This is a genomic window from Gordonia sihwensis, from assembly GCF_029632925.1.
Taxonomy (GTDB): domain Bacteria; phylum Actinomycetota; class Actinomycetes; order Mycobacteriales; family Mycobacteriaceae; genus Gordonia; species Gordonia sihwensis.
On the sequence record NZ_CP121249.1, the window covers coordinates 43,727 to 60,338 of the forward strand.

Genomic DNA, 16,612 nt, shown 5'->3' on the forward strand with positions numbered 1-16,612 from the left:
GACTAGACGACCGCAGCGTCCTCGACGCCCCGGTATTTCGGCTCGTTGCGGATGATGATTTCGGCGTATGGCCGGGTCTCGCTGAAGTGGCGCGGATACAACGACGGGAATCCGTGGCTCTCCTGCACCGCGCCGGGGCCAGCGTTGTAGGCACCGAGGTACAGGTCGCGAACGTCGTGGTTCGGACCCGATTTGGGGTCAACCTGCCCGCCCGCGATCCATCCGTCGATGTCCTTTGCCAGGTCGCACATGTAATGGCCCTGGGCCATGATCGCGTCGCCCAGGCTGTAGACATCGACCCGACCGTCGCCGTCGTAGTCCTTGCCGTAAGTCGCCCAGGTGTCAGGGATGAACTGTCCAGGCCCCTGAGCCTGATCGGGGCTCTGCACATGCTGCTGGAACCCGCCGGTCTCCTGGTGACCCTGACTGGCCAGGAGGGAGGCGCTGATCTGCGGGCAGATCCGGCCAGCCTTGTTGTACCAGCGCGCCCAATCCGCGGGCACTGAGCCGGCCTTGACATTCACCATTCGTCCGTTGCCACTCACATCGGACGGACATTCCTCGCTGTCCGACCCAGCACCGCCGGCACCCCTGTCTTTGATCGTTCCCAGGTCCTCGCCGTTGTAGAGCGGCGACGGCAGCAGAGTTACGTGCACGTGGTCGAAGTGATTCTGGGTCCAGTCGCCGCGGTCCTCCATGACGTTCCCGGGCCCCTGCGCGGGCTGGTAATACTGCCGCCAAATCGTGTAGTCGACGTGGAAGACGGCCTTGTTGTCCATCACGTACTTCTGGATGCGATTGCCGAGCTCAACGCCCTTCTGATCGCGGCCAGAGTTCGGGATCATGATGTCGGCGGCGCGTCCGTCAGGGTGGTCGGAGAATCCACCACCATCGGCCCGCCAGCCGCCGATCGTCTGCAGCTCAGGGAATCGCTTGGCCACCGCCCGCGCCAGGCGGACGGTGTTGGTCTGCCAGTGGGCCTCGGACCCGAATCGGGCGGCCATCGGCTTGGACACGTCCAGTTCGCCCTCGTTATCGGTCACTCCCGAGAGCGTCTGCACGTCCGATGGACCTCCCGGCGCAGCCGGCGCCGGGGACGTTGGCTTGGGCGGGGATCCAGTTGCGCCAGCGAAGGTTCCCGGCGGCGCAGGCTTCTTGTCGCGGACACCGGCCTGATGCGAGGTCACCGGCCAGGCATCCCAACCCTGACCACTCAGCGTGCTGTTCGCGACCTCCATCTGTTCCTGTGGGGTCGCTTTGTCTGCAGTCGGTGCGAACTTGTCTCCGCCGAACGCCTTCCACGTCGACGCTGAGAACTGCAGCCCGCCGTAGTAGCCGTTGCCGGTGTTGATCGCCCAGTTCCCGCCCGACTCGTGTTGGGCGACCTTGTTCCAGTCCTCGGCCGAGACGATTTGTGAGTCCTGCCCCGCCGGCGGTGCATTGGGCGCGGAAGGCCGGGCCTGGCCTGGCTCGACAGCGTCAGCCAGCCAGGGTTTCGGGTCGATGGCCTTCTGTCCCCAGCCTCCTTCCCACACCTCGAAGTGCAGATGTGCACCGCCGGGTCCCGGGGGTGAGACCTCGCCGTTGTATCCGACCTTGGCGATCTGCTGGCCGGCGGTCACCTTCTGCCCCGGCTTGACCATGAGGTCCTGCGGAAACATGTGGCCATAGACGGTGTCGACACGCTTGCCGCCGATGTTGTGGCGCAGCACTATCCACTGGCCGAAGCCGGTCGCCTCTCCCGCCTTGTCCACGACGCCGTCGTAGGCGGCATACATGGGAGTGCCGGCCTGCGAGCCCATGTCCAGACCCTGGTGCATCACGCCGTCGCGAGGTCCGAACCCGCTGGTGTACTGAAAGGTTCCCTTCTTCATCGGGATCACCTTCTGCCCGGGCGACAGTGACGAGCTGCTGCTCGACGACGAGTCCGCCGGCGCACAGTCATCCGTGTCATCGCTGCCGACGAAGGCGATCAGTGCAAGGAGCGGGATCGCCACGGCGGCGACCAGAAATAGGGACAAGGACTTCGCAGCGTCGGTCATGATCGCCTCTGCTGCTCTTTCAGCGCGGCGAGTAGACCACTGTTGGCGGTCTTCATCGCTTCGATGTCGGCGTAGAGCTTCGCGACAACCTCACTGTCCGCGCTCGTGCGGAGTTCGTCGAGCTTCCCGGACGCCCGCGCCCAGTTCTTCACCGTGTTCGTGTGGACTTCCAAGCTCATCGCGACCTTTGTGCACGCAGCGGTCAGCGACAGTCCCCGCTCGATTGCCGTCAGCACGGCCTGCACCGCTGTGTCGCGAATGTCGTCGGTGATCCAGCCGTAGTCTCGCCTGTTCATCGATGTCATGACGCCTTCTTCAGCACGCCGTCGAAGCGGGCGTTCGTGTTGTGGACACCGCCCTCGGCTTCGGCAGGGGTGAAGATCATGCGGAACGGGATTCCTGCGCGATCGTCGGTGCCGAGTTTGGCGACGAATACGCCCTGGCCGTGCGGTCTCGGACGTTCCACAGAGGTCGACCCGGACTTGCTCGCGGCAGTGAGCTGTCGCCTCATCTCAGCCAGCGCATCCTCGGATGGAGGCGGCGTCGATGCCGCCGAGGTGATCAGCGCACGCTCCTGTGCGTTGAACGCGGTCACCTGCGAGAGTCGTTCGATCTCCTCCGGGCCGACCGGCCCGATGAACTTGATCTGTGCCTTCTCCAAGAACCCGATGGCCTTCGCGGCATCGGCCTGAGATTCGAAGGCAGACAGGTCATTGACCGAGTGCGTGACCATGATCAGCGATACCGCATCGGAACGGTTCAACCGGACCAGCGCGTCGACTCGATCGACGATGCCTGCGCCCGAGCCGATCACCTGCCATAGCTCGTCGATGATCACCTGAAAGGTACGCCGCGGACCCCGCCCCGCGTCTGCTCGTACGTGCGCGGCTTCGACCGCACCGAATCCGTCTGCCCAGCAGACCAGCAGCAGTGCCGCTTTGAGCTTGCGGTCGCCCTTCGGCACGCGCGAGACGTCGATACACACGGCCGGCGACGATGGGTCGATTGGTGTCGTGGTGTGGCCGTTGAGCACCTTGCCCAGACGGCCCGAGGTCAGGGCTCGCAGCGATCGGCACAGCTCTGCCGCCGAAGCTCGGTATTCCTCGGCTGTGCGGGCAGCGGTGTCCTCCCAGAGTTCGGCGTTACCGTCACGGATCAACCGGTACAAGTCCTCCAGGATCGGCGGCCGCTGGCCGGTGAATCCCTGACCGCCGTCGTGAATGGGGCGGTAGAGCTGTTCCAGCGCAGACCCGAGCAGTGTTTCCTCGAAGTCTCGGATCGCAGTGCCTCGGTTAATCTCAACCAGGCCCGCCACAGTGGAGACTTGTCGTGAGCGCAGATCTTCCTCAACCCGGCGGGTCATGTCGGCGATGGACTGCGGCGACCACGGCGTCGAATCCCTGATTTCTGCGAGCACGGTGCCGAGAGCGCCAACATCGAGCGGGTTGATCGTCTGGTCGCCGTATCCGCCAGTGATGATCTGACCGTCAACCATCTTGGTCAGCTCTGCGAAGTCAGGCTTCACGTCACCGAGGAATAGTGAGGTGTGGCCTTGGGCGATGTTTCCCAGTGCCATGCGGCGAACCAGAGACGACTTACCGAAACCGTTCAACGCGAGCACGAACGCGATCGGGGCAGTGATCAGACCAGAGAGGAACCACGTCAGCGGGTCACAGCCGAAGTCCTGCCCTGTATACAGGTGACTGCCCAAAGGTGTGCCGAGCATCGGGCTCGTCGCCCCGACCGAGAACGGCCAGAATCCTCCGGCGACCTGGCTGGTCGTGGCGCGCCACTCAGGAAGTCGAGGGACGACGTTCGTGCGACCACCGCCCGGCCCGGAGCTTCCGCGCGGTCCGGGCTCCCCGGCGTCGATGTCCCAGCCGCCCATCTCGCAGATCCTGCTGATCGCGCGTTTGCGGCATCGTTCCTCGGTAGCCAGGCGGCGGCGTGCCAGCCGGCCTCGCCACCCCGTGGCAGCTGCCTCGGCGCGCAGCTGCTCGTAGGCGCGCGCTGTGCGCAGTCGCACGCCCGCGACCCTGACTGTTGCGGGAACGTCGGTCTCGGCGATCTCGACCTGTGTGGGTGTGTCACTCTGAGGTGCCGCGTGCCGCGGAATTGTCATCGTCATGCCGTCACCCGCCTGTTCACGCTGGCGTACTCCGGCAACAGAACCCCGAGTCCGAGCGCCCCGGCGAAGGTCGCGTCCTGTCCGCCCCAGCAGCGCTGCACAGTGAGTCGGGACGCCGATGCCAGGCCTTCCAGTTCCGCAGCCAATGTCGGCATCTCCGCTGACGCCTCGGCGGTGAGCGTGATCAGAACACCGAAGCGGGTCACGCCAGCACCGCGCGCCTGTTCCTGCCGAGCGGCCATCGTGTTGTCCACTCGCAGGGACGCCGCTGCCGACCCGACGCCCTTCTTCGACTGTTCGGCGGCCAGCGCGTTCTTGAAGTCGTCGTCGACCATCTTCACCGCATCGGCAACACCGTGGATGCGGTAGATGATCGCCACCCTCTTGCGCCCGAGGTCGGCTCGGGGCGCCAGCAGTGGGAGCAGCGTGTCATGTGCGACAGTGCCTGCCGGCGCGGCTTCCATCTCCCACGTCACCGACTGAAATCCGTTGTGCACGAACCGGCCCCACTCAGCCTTGCAGCCGGCCGGTCCGATCTGGTCCCACTGCAACTGGTCGAGGGAGCCCGAACCGGCCATCGTTTCCAACTCCGCCGCGAGCTCCGGCCGGTAGGCGCGAGCGGCGACCATGCTCAGGTCTCCAGCGGTCAGCGGTCGTGCCGAGAGCCCGGCGGCCACGGCCTGATTGATGATTGTCGACAGGAGTCGGCCGATGGCCGCTCCCTGGTCGGCGACCTCGGCCGAGTCCGCAGTTCGTTGCTGCGTGAACGTCAGCTGAATGCGGACCTCGTTGCGGACCTTCGCTGAGGCCCGGTGCGTCACGGTTTCGACCATCACGCGCTGTGCGAACGCCGGCGCGTCGCGGTCGACAAGGCGCCGTACCTCGGCGTCGACACGGTGCCCGTTGTCAGGGACGGTCTCGACAATCACTGCCGCTCCGGCCATTCCCTTGATGGTGCCCAGATGCGACAGAAACCGGTCCCAGCCGCGGACCCAGTCGTTGATCTGATGCTGTTCCACGCGTTCTTGGCCCTGCGGCTGACCGGAGAGCACCACGGTGAAGTGGTTCTTCGCTCGCGAGTGAATCAGCCCGAATCGGCCCCCGCGACCGAGTTCGTATTCGTACAGCCGGGTATCGCCCTGTATCCCGGGCATGCGCGCAGATCCAGGGACTACGCCGAATACGCCGCCTCGGTACACGTTCTCGCCGCGGCGAGCGCCTTTCCAGAATTGAAGTCGCATGGCAATCAGTTCCAATCCCGACCGTCCGTGCCGCCGGTACGCCAGCGGCACAAACACGGCCGTGCCAATGAGGAAGAAGATGAGGATGAGAATCAGCGAGTGCGTGAACATGTAGAACAGCACTGTCACGACGATCCACGCGCCGGCGAATATCGTTTCGCCCCAGGTCCGGCCGAACAGACCGCTCGTGCGTGGTTGTTCCCATCGGCCGTAGAGAATCACTTGGTTGGTAGAGGTCATCGGAGGTTGTCTCCCATTCCTGCGTCCTGGCCAGGTTCGGATTCGAAGAAGGATTCGGAAGCCAGCGCGAGTGCACTGCCGGCCATCGCGAGCTGTTTGCCGGTGCCACCACTGAGACCTGAGCCGTCGCCGCCGCTGCTGCTGCTGTCTGGCGCCGGAGGCACGAGAGCTGATCCGCCGCCGGTCCCGCCGCCCGGCTGGGAGCCTCTTCCTCCTCCCCCGCTGTCGCCGGAGGGACCACCACCGCCCGACGGACCCATCCCGGTCCCGCCAGAGAGTCCCCCTCCGCCCGACGGGCCGCCGCCTCCGCCGGCGCCGGCGATCGATGCGGTCGAGGTGGCACCTCCTCCCGCAGCCGCGCCGGCTGACGAGCCACCACTGGCGAGCATCGTGCTGCCCGCGACCGCCGCACCCATCAAAGCCCCGACGGCGGCCGCGCCTGAGCCCCCAGACATCGCGGCTCCGCCGGAGACGAGCTTCATCAGGATCGGGAGGACTGCTGCGGACAGCGACAGCAAAATCATCCCCATGATGATCTGCTGAGAGTCTTTCGAATCGCTGCCGGCCATCCAGAAGGCGACCCAGTACACCGCCGCCGCGACGGGCTTCCACAGAAGGAGCGCGACGGTCCACATCATGACTTTCGAGAACGCCTGTTTGCCGGTGTTCGTCCCGCCGAACGCGCCGATTACCGGCACCAGCGACACGACAACGGCGAGCATCGCCTGCCGAGCCACCAGGAGTATGCCCTGCAGCAGAGCACCGAGGATCCCGATCACGGCCAGAACGAAGACCAACCCTGCTGACTGCATCGTTACCAACGAGGTTTTCATCAGGTTCGTCACCATCGACCCGGCGTTCTGACCGTTCGTGGCCTGGTTCAGCATCCACTTAGACAGCTCGTCGCTCGCTACCGTGAGTGAAAGCAGCACTGCACCGAATGTCCACGCGCCGAATACCGCCTTGGCCATCGACTTCACGGATTCTTCGGCCTCGGTGACCGCGGCCTGTCGTCTGGCGAGAACCAGCCGGAACCCGATCACGACCAGCGACAACACCAGACCGAAGAACTGCAGTCCGATGGTTGCGGATTGGATCTTCTGGACTATCGAGTAGTCCTGATACTTCGGGGTGGGGATCTTGATGAACCAGGTCATCGACATTTGCAGCATCCGGCCGAAGCCCTGCCACATCGACTCGGCCGCACCTTTGAACGCTCCCTTGGCGGCGTCCTTGGTGGCTTTCTTGGCCTTGCAGATGAAGTTGATCGCTCCGCAGCTGTCATCAGTGGCGCTAACAGCACCAGCTGTGTACTTAGTCATCAGCACTGCTAGTTGAGCGGTCAGCTCCTTCTTCTTCTCCTCATCCTTCTCCGTCGCGATCTGGGCCTTGAGGTCTTCGATCTGGTTCTGGAGGTCTGCCCGGGAGGGGGTCTCGTCATCTGCGCGCGCCTGGGCGCTGACCGCGTCCATGCCCAGCGCCTCTGACGAGACTGCGGGGCCAGCGGTTGTCAGGAACACCGCAGCGATGAGCGCCAGCACCACCGTCACCACGGTGCGGCGGCGTGACCGCGTCAGCGCACCCATGTGGCCCACTCCCCTCCGTCGAGGGAACCCATCGAGCCCTCCTTCTCGTCACGGGTGAGAAGAGACGGTTTGTATTTCAGGTGCCACTCACCGTCGACCCACACCGTGGAGAGGGACTGCCAGTAATAGACCGACTGCACGTCGCTCTCGTCGTCGGGGTTGACCTGCTCGTGAGGCCCGTATGCGATGTCGATCGTCGCTGCATCATTTGTCCAGTTCCCTGCTCGAATCCGGAAGGCGGCTGGCACGAGCGCTCTGTTCGCGGCGATGTCGCCGATCTCGGGATCATCGACCGTGATCGACAGAATGTCGCCGTCACGAGACCGACCCGAAGGCCGTCACCGGATTCAGCGTCGGCCTGCCGGCGAGTGAGTACGCCAACCGGCACGGAAAGCCGATCATGCACGGCGGCAAGAAGCTCGGTGAAGATCTGTCATTGCCACGACTTCGTGAACGATGGATCGACGACAAGAACGCACGCGCTGATGCCAGGTCGGCGTGGGAACATGCGTCACGCAATGCTGCACCGTCTCCTCCCCCACCGCCGCGCGGTGAGCAGCCTGTCATCGCTCAGCTCGCGGCTGTCGATGACAGGCTGCGCTCGATCCTCCGACCGCTGGCTCAGTCGTCGGCGACCGAGGCCGATTATGTGCGCGCGGTCCGTGCTCACCGCGACGTGTTGATTCGTCCACGGTTCGCCCGCGGCTCCACCACCGAAGTCACCGGCTACAGTGTCGCGCTCCGGCCCAGTCTGGCCGCAGACAGCGACGGTAAGCCGGCATGGAGGTCGGCCGGATACCTCGCTGACGAACTGAAGCTCTCGTCGCTTCGGCAGAGGTGGCCCGGCGGCACCGACCATCAGAAGCTGGCCGCGGCGGCGTGGCGTCGCGCGGACGTGACGCCCGTACACGCCGCCGACTCGCGGCCGGCCGGTCCTCGCGCGGCGGCCGCGGCCGAGGCGGCCAACCGTTGGGAGAGACGCGTTAACTCGGTCTCAGATAGGACGTCGAAGTCGTGGCACACTGCCGCCGGTGACACTGCCGCCGCGGTCGGTGCGGCGGCCCGCCACATGGGCGGTGCGGACGCGCGTGATCTGAACCGGTTGGCCGATGCACTCTCCGGCGCCGCCAGCGAACGTCGCAGCACCGGAGCGGCCGGAAGCCGCGCGCAAACGCGTAGTGCTGTCGCTCGTGTCGCGGCGACGATGATCGCCGGTGCGAGCAACGGAGACGACACCACATTGCTATGGATGGCCGTGACTCGGCAGATGATCGCCGCCAGTCGCGCGATCGCAGAAGCGATGGCAGCGCAAGGACATCTGCGGCAAGCGCGGCGGATCCGTGCAGCCAGTGCGGCCGTCGATCGCCGGTTCGCTGACCGCGCGCCGTCCCCGGCGGCGAACCGGACGAGGCCGGCCGCTCGGCGGCAGGTGTCGGCAGGCCCGCCGATCGAGCGGCCTCGTCCGACACCACGGTCGAACGAGGGACGTCGAGGGTTCGAGCGATAGAGACGACCGCAACATACGAACACGACCCTGTGATCACGTGGCGATCACAGGGTCGTGTTCGGGTGATAAGGCCGGCAGTTACACCGCTACCGGGCGAGATGGCGTCTCGCCGACCGGTGGTGCCGCAGACTGCGCGCCACTCTCGAGTTTGGGCTCGGTGCGCTTGGTTCTGCGCGGGGCGCGCTTACGGCCGGCCAATGGTTCCACCATGAGTTCGTCGAGTCGCGCCTTGGGCGCTCCGCTCTTACGTGCGGCCTTGACCAATGCTGTCAACTGGTCGACCCGCTCCCTATCCGCGGATAGGAACTCCTCGCGGGCGGCGAGGATCTCGCGCGAGAGAGCCATCGCTGGCACCAGCGCCTCGCGCCGACGACGTTGGCGCTCCGCTAGCTCGGCGGCTTCCTTCGCGTCCTCGGCTTCCAGCTCGGCCACGACGTCTGCTGCTATGTCTGTCATGTTGTCCTACCTTCTATGAGATTGCTCGGGTGGCTGACCGTCCAAGGAACCACCGCATGTATCAATCTACGGATTCGTGGGTGTCAACGGCCGGAATGTCCGCGTTCGCGATCGGCACCGCGCCCGGCGGGAGGCTTGGCCTTCGGCGCCTGCTTGGCCGCGGTGACCGCGGCCCGGCGAGGGTTGGTCGGATGGTCCTTGGCGGCCAACGTCGCCGCAGTGGCCGCGCCTGTGCCAGTCGTACCCGCGGCGACCTGACCGCTGCGGGACACGTTGTCGGCCGCTGCATAGCCGTCATCGGCGTGTGCGCTCAGAGTCTCGGCTTCACGATCGGCGGCCTGGGCGCGCCCCATCAGAGAGGTCACCTCGGCGGCATCGCGGTCGATGGCGGGATCGTTCTCGCCGAGAAAGGACTCTCGGTTGGTTGTGACAGCTTAGTTTGGCCCCGTTGTGACGGCCTGATCTGGCCCCGCGTGCGACTTGCCGGGGTGTTGACGGTCTGAACTGGCCCCACCCCTTCACGCTGGTCCCCATCACTGGGAACCAGTCGCGAGGGCAAGGGAGCCGAGATGGGGTCACGAGTGCAGCTGTTTGCCGACATCCGCCACGACGCGCGAGTCGATGGTCTGTCCATCCGCGAGCTCGCGCGCAAGCACGGGGTGCACCGCCGCACCGTCCGCCAGGCACTCGCCTCGGCCGAACCACCACCCCGCAAGACCCCGGTCCGCACGGCACCGCGCCTGGACCCGTACAAGGCGGCGATCGACGAAATGCTGCGCTATGACCTGACCGCGCCGCGCAAGCAGCGTCACACTGCGACCAGGATCCTGGCCCGGCTACGCGACGAGCACGGCGCCACGGACCTGTCCTATTCCACGGTGCGGGACTACGTGCGGGTCCGGCGCGCGCAGATCGATCTGGAGGCCGGGCGGCGGGTGGAGGCGATGGTGCCGCAGGACCACGCCCCCGGCGCGGAGGCGGAGGTCGACTTCGGTGAGGTGTATGTGATCCTGGACGGCGTCAAGACCAAGTGCCACATGTTCGTCTACCGTCTGTCGCACTCGGGCAAGGCGATCCACCGCGTCTACCCGACCGGTGGGCAGGAGGCCTTCCTCGAGGGCCACATCGAGGCCTTCCACGCCCTGGGCGGCATCCCGACCCGCCACATCCGCTACGACAACCTCACGTCCGCGGTCGTGCAGGTAATCCATGGCGGTGACCGGCTCCGCGAGGAGAACGAACGCTGGGTGCTGTTTCGTTCCCACTACGGTTTCGACGCGTTCTACTGCCAGCCCGGCATCGACGGCGCCCATGAGAAGGGCGGTGTCGAGGGCGAGGTCGGCTGGTTCCGCCGCAACCACCTCACCCCGATGCCCGAGGTCGCCAGCCTGGACGAACTCAACGACCAGATCCGTGTCTGGGAAGTCGACGACAACACCCGCCGGATCGCCGGCCATGCGAACACGATCGGGCAGGACTACCGCGCCGAACTGCCCCACCTGGCTCCGTTGCCGGCCGATGACTTCGACCCCGGCTTGATCCTCCATCCCCGGGTCGACCGCTCCGCCCTGATCACTGTCCGCATGGTCAAGTACTCCGTTCCGGCGCACCTGATCGGGCAACGTGTCCGTGTGTCGTTGCGGGCCTCGTGCGTGGTCGTGTTCGAGGGCCGCAGCGTCGTCGCGACCCACCCACGCCTCGGCACCCGTGGCGTGACCCGGGTCGAGCTGGACCACTACCTCGAGGTCCTGCGGCACAAGCCCGGTGCGTTCCCCGGCTCCACCGCCCTCGCTCAAGCCAGAGCCGCGGGGGCGTTCACCGCCGCGCACGACGCGTTCTGGGCCACCGCCCGCAAGACCAGCGGCGACGTCGCGGGCACCCAGGAGTTGATCGACGTGCTCCTGCTCCACCGATCCCTCCCCGCCGAGGCGGTGATCGCCGGCATCACTAGCGCCCTGTCCGTTGGTGCGATCAGCCCCGACGTCGTCGCCGTCGAAGCCCGCCGCCACGCCACCACCCACACACCCGCCCCAGTCAGCCCGACCAGGCGGGGGACGGTCGTGAACCTGCCACCACGACGCCCCACCGACCCACACCAGGTCATCGCGCACCTGCCCGAGGACACCCGACCCCTGCCCACTGTCACTGCCTACGACGAACTCCTCCGCCGCCGCCACACGGCCACCGATCCCGCCCCGGCCCCCGCAGAGGTCCACCACCACACCCAGACAGGAACCCCATGACCACGAACACCAGCAGCTCCCGTCCGGGCGGTCTTCGCCGCCGTCACAGCCTCACCGAACAAGCCGCCCAGGCCGCGATCGACCAGGCCTGCCGCCGCCTACGACTGCCCACCATCCGGTCCGTCGTCGATGAGGCGATCACCACCGCCACCAAGGAACAACTCACCTACCAGGGCTTCCTCGCCGAGCTGCTCCTGGCCGAGGTCGACGACCGTGACCGCCGCTCCACCCTGCGCCGTATCAAGAGCGCCGGATTCCCCCGCGAGAAGTGGCTCGCCGACTTCGACTTCACCGCGAACCCGAACATCAACCCCGCCACCATCAACGAGCTCGCCACCGGCGACTGGATCCGCCGCGGCGACCCGCTGTGCCTGATCGGGGACTCCGGCACCGGCAAGTCCCACCTGCTCATCGCTCTCGGCACCGCCGCCGCAGAGCAGGGCTACCGCGTCCGCTACACCCTCGCAACCCGCCTGGTGAACGAGCTCGTCGAGGCCGCTGACGAGAAGCAACTCACCAAGACCATCAACCGCTACGGAAGAGTGGATCTCCTGGTCATTGACGAACTGGGATACATGGAGCTCGACCGGCGAGGCGCCGAACTGCTGTTCCAGGTCCTCACCGAACGCGAAGAGAAGAACGCCATCGCGATCGCGTCCAACCAGTCCTTCTCCGCCTGGACCGACACCTTCACCGACCCACGACTGTGCGCAGCGATCGTCGACCGCCTCACCTACAACGCCACCATCATCGAAACCGGAACCAACTCCTACCGACTCGCCCACACCCGAGCACGCCACCAGACCCCCTCCACAGGCGCGTGACATTCCTAAACTGCCGATGAGCGCGCGTCCTTGGGGGGAGGCACAGGGGCCTCATCCTTGGTAGAGCCAGATCCAGTTGCCATCTGGATCGGTGACTGCACTCGCTCGGGGCATCCCGTCGGCGTCCGTGATGGGTACTGTTTCGGTCGCCCCGGCTAAGAGAGCCTGGTGGTGGATGGTGTCGAGGTCTGGGACGAGCAGGCCGAGGGTGCTGCGGCCGGGGCAGTCGAAGTCGGTGTCGTCAACCAGTAGAAGCAGAAAGAAACCTGGCTGGCCGTAATCACCAAACAGGTAGCCGTCGTAGTCGGCGTCTTCGGTGTGCCGGATCACCTGTTGTGCCAGGCCGAAGGCGTCCTCGTAGAAGCGTCGTGCTCTCTCTTTGTTGGCTACCCGGATTTTCAGCTGGACCGGGACAACGGTGGTGAGGATGGTGGGCACAGGTACTCCTTTGGACGCGTAGACACTGCACTGAGCGATCTGCTGATCGAGATGGTGGCGGGTGCGAACAAGGCGTTCGACATGCGACTCGAGCAACGTCCGCGCCCGGTCTGAGGAGGGTGCCGCGAGTATGTCCCGAACGTCGGGGAGTGGGACGTCGAGCCAGCGCAGATCAGCGATGAGCCTTGCTGCCGTAAGCAGACTAGTGGAATAGCGGCGGTAGCCGGTCTTGGGATCGACTTCGGTGGGCTTTAGCAGTCCCAACGCATCATAGTGGCGCAGGGCGTGAACGCTGAGCCCCGCGCGCTTGGCGAACGGCCCGACATTGAGAAGATCATCACTCACAACTCCAGAGTCGTGCTTCGGGTTGCCCGAGAGTCAACCCCCGGGACGCGAGCATGGCCACTGGCGCACGCTCTTGCCGCGTTGGGCTACTGCTCCAACGTTCGCTGTCCCAACGACATCTGGAGACGCACCAGGTAGCCGTCGGGGTCCTGCACGAGGAACTGGCGAACGCCCGCCTCCTCGCTCAGGCCGATCCTGCATCCCCGTCTCGCCCTCAGCCCGGTAACGAGCAGCCCCTTTGCGGGCGGTGACCTGCGAAACCATGAACATCCTCGCCGCGACGGCGACCGGGTAACCGTCATCGACGATCAGGCGCGCGAGACGGAGTCTCGTGCGCGGGGTCAGGACAGCGTTAGCGTGGGACACGAGGGCCTCCTCGGGCTCGTGAAGCGGTCAACTAGACAGCTCCACTTCACAGCCCGGAGGCCCTCACCCGTTGGAAAACTCAGCCCCGTGTCGGGAAACAACCTGCCCGGACATCACAGCTAAGGCGCACAAACAGCCCGTGGACGCCTGAGCCGCCGGCCGAACTCTTGCGTATGCTTCGAGCATGACCTCCGGGTCGTGGGCATCGAGCCCAGCGGCTCGCAAAGTGATGCAGGCAAACCGCAGCCGAGACACCAGCATTGAGTGGGCGGTGCGCCACATCGCCCACTCACGCGGCCTGCGCTACCGGGTGAACGCGCGACCGGAGAGAGACATCCGGCGCACAGCGGACATGGTTTTCGCTGGCCCCCGTGTGGCCGTGTTCATCGACGGGTGCTTCTGGCATGGCTGCGAGACCCACTACACGCGCCCCGCGTCGAACGCCGCCTACTGGTCGGAGAAGGTCGAGCGGAACCGTCAGCGCGATCTTGAGACCAGTATGCTCCTCAGTCAGCGTGGGTGGACGGTCTTGCGATTCATGGGGGCATGAAGACCCGTCGGGCGTAGCCGATGCGATCGAGGCGATCGTGCGAGGCCCCGCTGCGTGACCATGTGAGTCAGGCCACGCATGACCTGACCCAGCCGCGACACACGCCCCGGTCGACGCTTCGGCCAGTCGAGCGCATGCAAACAGCGACTACCCGCTGCTTTCCTCCTCTTCCGGACGCCACCGTCGAGTCGTACAGTAGAAGACGAGGCAGGGTTTCACTCTCTCTGCGGGTCCCTCGGGACAAGGCCCTTCGGGGCGCTCATCCACGTACTGCCTCCTCGACGGAGAACTACGTGTGATGAAAGGCCTGACCATGCTTCGCCTGCTCTGGGCGATGAGCGTCCGCACCCGCTACTTCCTGCGGCGCTACATGCCCACCAACATCCTGCTCGACCTGATCCGCATTCGCCGCGGACTGAAGTGGGGCATCCCCGCGATGCTCCTCGCCGTGCCCTACCTGCTCGCAGCGAGCATCTGCACCAACCTCATCGCGGACGGCGGCCCCGGATGGCTCAACCTCCTCGTACTCCTGTTCATCTGGAACGCGATGAAGTTCCTCATCATGGGCCCGGTAAGCCTCGCGCTGCTGGTCCGCGTTCGCATCCAGGAGGCCGTCGCCCGCCGCCGAGCCCGGCGTCAGGACGACGCGATGGAGTCTGTCGCCTATACGGAAGCGAGCGTGGCCTGATGCGCGCCGCGATCTACACCTGCACCGCGGTCCCCAACCGCGCAGCGCACGAGCGGCAGCGGGAAGCCTGCGAGCGGCCGGGGAAAGTTGTCAAACTCTCCACGAAGGTTCACAACGGCTTTGAGCGAACGAGCGCGACGACTCCGTGAGGCTACGAGATCGCGTCGTCGGAGCGGTTCCGCCTCACGGTGTCGGCGACTTCGGGGATCAAGCCGAAGTCGGTGAGGAGCTGGCCGATCTGGGTGTGGTCGAGGCGCTTGATGATGTGATTGCCGACGAACTTCGGGCCGGGCAGTTCCACTTCGTTGCCGTCTCGGAGGCGTGCGGTGGCCTTGAGCAGGAAGCGGAGGTCGTAGGTGGAGTTGAACACCTCGGGGATTCCGCGGTCGATGCCGAGCAGCTGGTAGGCGGCTTCCATGCCGGTGCGCACGGAGTACTCGGTGGTGAAGATGGTGTCGCGGGTCGTCTCGGCGAACTGTCCGATGAACGCGAAGTTCACGGCTCCCTCGGGCACGACGTCGGGACGGTCGCCGGCTTTGCGGGGCATGAAGAACGAGGTGACGTAGGGCATCATGACGGGCACCGTCTTGGCACCGTCGGCAGCCAGCCTCGGGATGTCCGAGACGGGCACGCCCATGTGGTACAGCCACTCCTGGGTGATCTCCTCGCCGGTCGACTCCTGCATCGTCTTGCCGGTGTAGTCGCCGGGGACATCGACGAACAGTCCGTATACCCAGACGACGATCTCGTCATCCGCCTGCGCCTTGAAGTGCGGCTGTCGGTTCACGGTCCAGCTCATCAGCCAGGCGGAGTCCTTCGCGGTGACGATGCCGCCGGTGACGACCTTGCCTGCGAACGGATCGCGCTTGGCGATCTTCTCGATGTAGGAGGGGATCTCGGGGCCGACGGTGGTGACGGTCGCGGACTCCCACTTGGTCTTGGGGATGTCGCCGGCGAACACGTCGGGACGCCCGAAGGAGGGATGCTTGTCTGCGATCCGTCGCCACAGGTCCCAGGCCGGCGCCGGGCCTTCGTCGAGCTTCGCGGCGCGGTGGTGGTTGCCGTCGTCGGAGTTCTCGGTGAGCGAGCCGATCGTCGCGAGGACGAGGTCGTCCGCACCGAGGTCGACGCCGCCTTCGACGCCGTCCTTGATCCAGTGGATGCGGGTGGCCTGCTTGCGGTCGCCGGCGAAGGCGAAGTCGATGTCGGTGACCTCGGTGGAGAACTCGAACCTCACGCCCTGGTCGAGCAGCCACTTGTACATCGGGAGCACGAGCGACTCGTACTGGTTGTACTTGGTGAACTTGAGCGCCGACAGGTCGGGCAGGCCGCCGATGTGGTGCACGAACCGGTGGAGGTAGAGCTTCATCTCAAGGGCGGAGTGCCAGTTCTCGAACGCGAACATGGTGCGCCAGTACAGCCAGAACTTGCTGTCGAGGAAGTCCTGGCCGAACACCTCGTCGATGCGCTTGTCCTCCATCTCCTCGCGGGAGGCGAGGAAGACCTTGACCATGTCCTTCTGTGCCTTGTCGGTCAGCCCGAACTCGTTGTTCGTGACGAACTCCTCGCCCTGGTTGTGCGTGACGCGGTTGAGGGAGTAGTTGGGGTCGTCCTTGTTGAGCCAGTAGAACTCGTCGAGCACCGACCCGTCGACCTCGAGCGACGGGATGGTGCGGAAGAGGTCCCACAGGCACTCCATGTGGTCCTCCATCTCCCTGCCGCCGCGGATGACGAAGCCCTTCTCGGGCTTGCGGATGCCGTCGAGCGCCCCGCCTGGCAGGTCGAGCCGTTCCAGGATCGTGATCCTGTTCCCGGGGAGCTGTCCGTCGCGGATCATGAACACCGCCGACGCCATCGAGGTCAGACCCGCCCCGACGAACCAGGCGGTTTTTTTCTCGACGTCTTCGGGCTTGCGGGGGCGGGCGAAGGCCTCGTAGTTGCCGCTGCTGTAGTACATG

Annotated in this window: 15 protein-coding genes and 1 pseudogene; 5 read left to right on the forward strand and 11 right to left on the reverse strand. The window is 65.8% G+C overall.

Annotated features, from left to right (window positions below):
• Positions 1–2 precede the first annotated feature (2 nt).
• The 6 genes from P5P27_RS20375 to P5P27_RS20880 all read right to left on the reverse strand — a co-directional run bounded on the left by P5P27_RS20375 (position 3) and on the right by P5P27_RS20880 (position 7,545).
• Positions 3–2,042: a transglycosylase family protein gene (locus P5P27_RS20375; RefSeq protein WP_006897746.1), complete on the reverse strand. Its 2,040-nt coding sequence runs from the start codon at positions 2,040–2,042 to the stop codon at positions 3–5.
• Positions 2,039–2,338, reverse strand: a complete 300-nt coding sequence (locus P5P27_RS20380; RefSeq protein WP_157225333.1) for a hypothetical protein — start codon at positions 2,336–2,338, stop codon at positions 2,039–2,041. The genes P5P27_RS20375 and P5P27_RS20380 overlap by 4 nt, the downstream gene beginning before the upstream one ends.
• A gap of 5 nt (positions 2,339–2,343) precedes the next feature.
• Positions 2,344–4,068, reverse strand: coding sequence for a hypothetical protein (locus P5P27_RS20385; protein WP_278127486.1), 1,725 nt, complete (start codon positions 4,066–4,068; stop codon positions 2,344–2,346).
• Between the two features lie 98 nt (positions 4,069–4,166).
• Complete coding sequence (locus tag P5P27_RS20390) at positions 4,167–5,651, reverse strand: SCO6880 family protein (protein ID WP_006897749.1); 1,485 nt, start codon at positions 5,649–5,651, stop codon at positions 4,167–4,169.
• The gene (locus tag P5P27_RS20395) at positions 5,648–7,237 is read right to left on the reverse strand and encodes a hypothetical protein (protein WP_006897750.1); all 1,590 of its coding nucleotides are present in this window, start codon (positions 7,235–7,237) and stop codon (positions 5,648–5,650) included. Before P5P27_RS20395 ends, P5P27_RS20390 begins: the two co-directional genes overlap by 4 nt.
• On the reverse strand, positions 7,225–7,545 hold the full coding sequence (locus P5P27_RS20880; protein WP_479724242.1) for a DUF8175 domain-containg protein: 321 nt from the start codon (positions 7,543–7,545) through the stop codon (positions 7,225–7,227). The genes P5P27_RS20395 and P5P27_RS20880 overlap by 13 nt, the downstream gene beginning before the upstream one ends.
• 368 nt (positions 7,546–7,913) lie before the next feature.
• On the opposite strand from P5P27_RS20880, the gene P5P27_RS20405 reads away from it, so the two are divergent.
• Complete coding sequence (locus tag P5P27_RS20405; RefSeq protein WP_278127488.1) at positions 7,914–8,744, forward strand: hypothetical protein; 831 nt, start codon at positions 7,914–7,916, stop codon at positions 8,742–8,744.
• A 78-nt stretch (positions 8,745–8,822) separates the two neighbouring features.
• Here P5P27_RS20405 and P5P27_RS20410 read toward each other — a convergent pair whose 3' ends face one another.
• Entirely contained in the window at positions 8,823–9,200 is a 378-nt protein-coding gene (locus P5P27_RS20410; RefSeq protein ID WP_006897736.1) for a hypothetical protein, read from the reverse strand.
• An 83-nt stretch (positions 9,201–9,283) separates the two neighbouring features.
• Complete coding sequence (locus tag P5P27_RS20415; RefSeq protein WP_278127479.1) at positions 9,284–9,553, reverse strand: hypothetical protein; 270 nt, start codon at positions 9,551–9,553, stop codon at positions 9,284–9,286.
• Positions 9,554–9,769: 216 nt separating this feature from the next.
• Here P5P27_RS20415 and istA point away from each other — a divergent pair, with 216 nt between their 5' ends.
• Positions 9,770–11,443, forward strand: a complete 1,674-nt coding sequence (gene istA / locus P5P27_RS20420; RefSeq protein WP_278127480.1) for an IS21 family transposase — start codon at positions 9,770–9,772, stop codon at positions 11,441–11,443.
• Positions 11,440–12,267 (forward strand): IS21-like element helper ATPase IstB, encoded by an 828-nt coding sequence (gene istB, locus P5P27_RS20425; RefSeq protein WP_203567444.1) that lies wholly within the window; start codon positions 11,440–11,442, stop codon positions 12,265–12,267. The genes istA and istB overlap by 4 nt, the downstream gene beginning before the upstream one ends.
• Positions 12,268–12,318: 51 nt before the next feature.
• Here the strand turns inward: istB and P5P27_RS20430 are convergent, their stop codons facing one another.
• Together P5P27_RS20430 and P5P27_RS20840 are read right to left on the reverse strand one after the other, a co-directional pair.
• Positions 12,319–13,050, reverse strand: a complete 732-nt coding sequence (locus P5P27_RS20430; protein ID WP_203567443.1) for a MerR family transcriptional regulator — start codon at positions 13,048–13,050, stop codon at positions 12,319–12,321.
• A gap of 111 nt (positions 13,051–13,161) precedes the next feature.
• Positions 13,162–13,416: pseudogene (locus P5P27_RS20840) on the reverse strand (helix-turn-helix domain-containing protein); the annotation flags it as partial.
• A gap of 229 nt (positions 13,417–13,645) precedes the next feature.
• Between P5P27_RS20840 and P5P27_RS20440 the strand changes: the two are divergent.
• Together P5P27_RS20440 and P5P27_RS20445 are read left to right on the forward strand one after the other, a co-directional pair.
• Positions 13,646–13,966: a very short patch repair endonuclease gene (locus tag P5P27_RS20440; RefSeq protein WP_341338959.1), complete on the forward strand. Its 321-nt coding sequence runs from the start codon at positions 13,646–13,648 to the stop codon at positions 13,964–13,966.
• Between the two features lie 313 nt (positions 13,967–14,279).
• A complete protein-coding gene (locus tag P5P27_RS20445; RefSeq protein WP_278127492.1) occupies positions 14,280–14,654 on the forward strand; it encodes a sulfate permease in 375 nt (124 codons plus the stop codon).
• A gap of 151 nt (positions 14,655–14,805) precedes the next feature.
• On the opposite strand, the gene P5P27_RS20450 is transcribed toward P5P27_RS20445, so the two are convergent.
• A complete protein-coding gene (locus P5P27_RS20450) occupies positions 14,806–16,611 on the reverse strand; it encodes an oleate hydratase (protein WP_278127481.1) in 1,806 nt (601 codons plus the stop codon).
• Position 16,612: the final 1 nt, after the last annotated feature.

Excerpts from the sequence above, each read along its gene's own strand:
- P5P27_RS20375 (WP_006897746.1), bottom strand. The coding sequence starts at position 2,042 with ATGACCGACGCTGCGAAGTCCTTGTCCCTATTTCTGGTCGCCGCCGTG.
- P5P27_RS20380 (WP_157225333.1), bottom strand. The coding sequence starts at position 2,338 with ATGAACAGGCGAGACTACGGCTGGATCACCGACGACATTCGCGACACA.
- P5P27_RS20390 (WP_006897749.1), bottom strand. The coding sequence starts at position 5,651 with ATGACCTCTACCAACCAAGTGATTCTCTACGGCCGATGGGAACAACCA.
- P5P27_RS20395 (WP_006897750.1), bottom strand. The coding sequence starts at position 7,237 with ATGGGTGCGCTGACGCGGTCACGCCGCCGCACCGTGGTGACGGTGGTG.
- P5P27_RS20410 (WP_006897736.1), bottom strand. The coding sequence starts at position 9,200 with ATGACAGACATAGCAGCAGACGTCGTGGCCGAGCTGGAAGCCGAGGAC.
- P5P27_RS20415 (WP_278127479.1), bottom strand. The coding sequence starts at position 9,553 with ATGGGGCGCGCCCAGGCCGCCGATCGTGAAGCCGAGACTCTGAGCGCA.
- istA (WP_278127480.1), top strand. The coding sequence starts at position 9,770 with ATGGGGTCACGAGTGCAGCTGTTTGCCGACATCCGCCACGACGCGCGA.
- istB (WP_203567444.1), top strand. The coding sequence starts at position 11,440 with ATGACCACGAACACCAGCAGCTCCCGTCCGGGCGGTCTTCGCCGCCGT.
- P5P27_RS20440 (WP_341338959.1), top strand. The coding sequence starts at position 13,646 with ATGCAGGCAAACCGCAGCCGAGACACCAGCATTGAGTGGGCGGTGCGC.
- P5P27_RS20445 (WP_278127492.1), top strand. The coding sequence starts at position 14,280 with ATGCTTCGCCTGCTCTGGGCGATGAGCGTCCGCACCCGCTACTTCCTG.
- P5P27_RS20450 (WP_278127481.1), bottom strand. The coding sequence starts at position 16,611 with ATGTACTACAGCAGCGGCAACTACGAGGCCTTCGCCCGCCCCCGCAAG.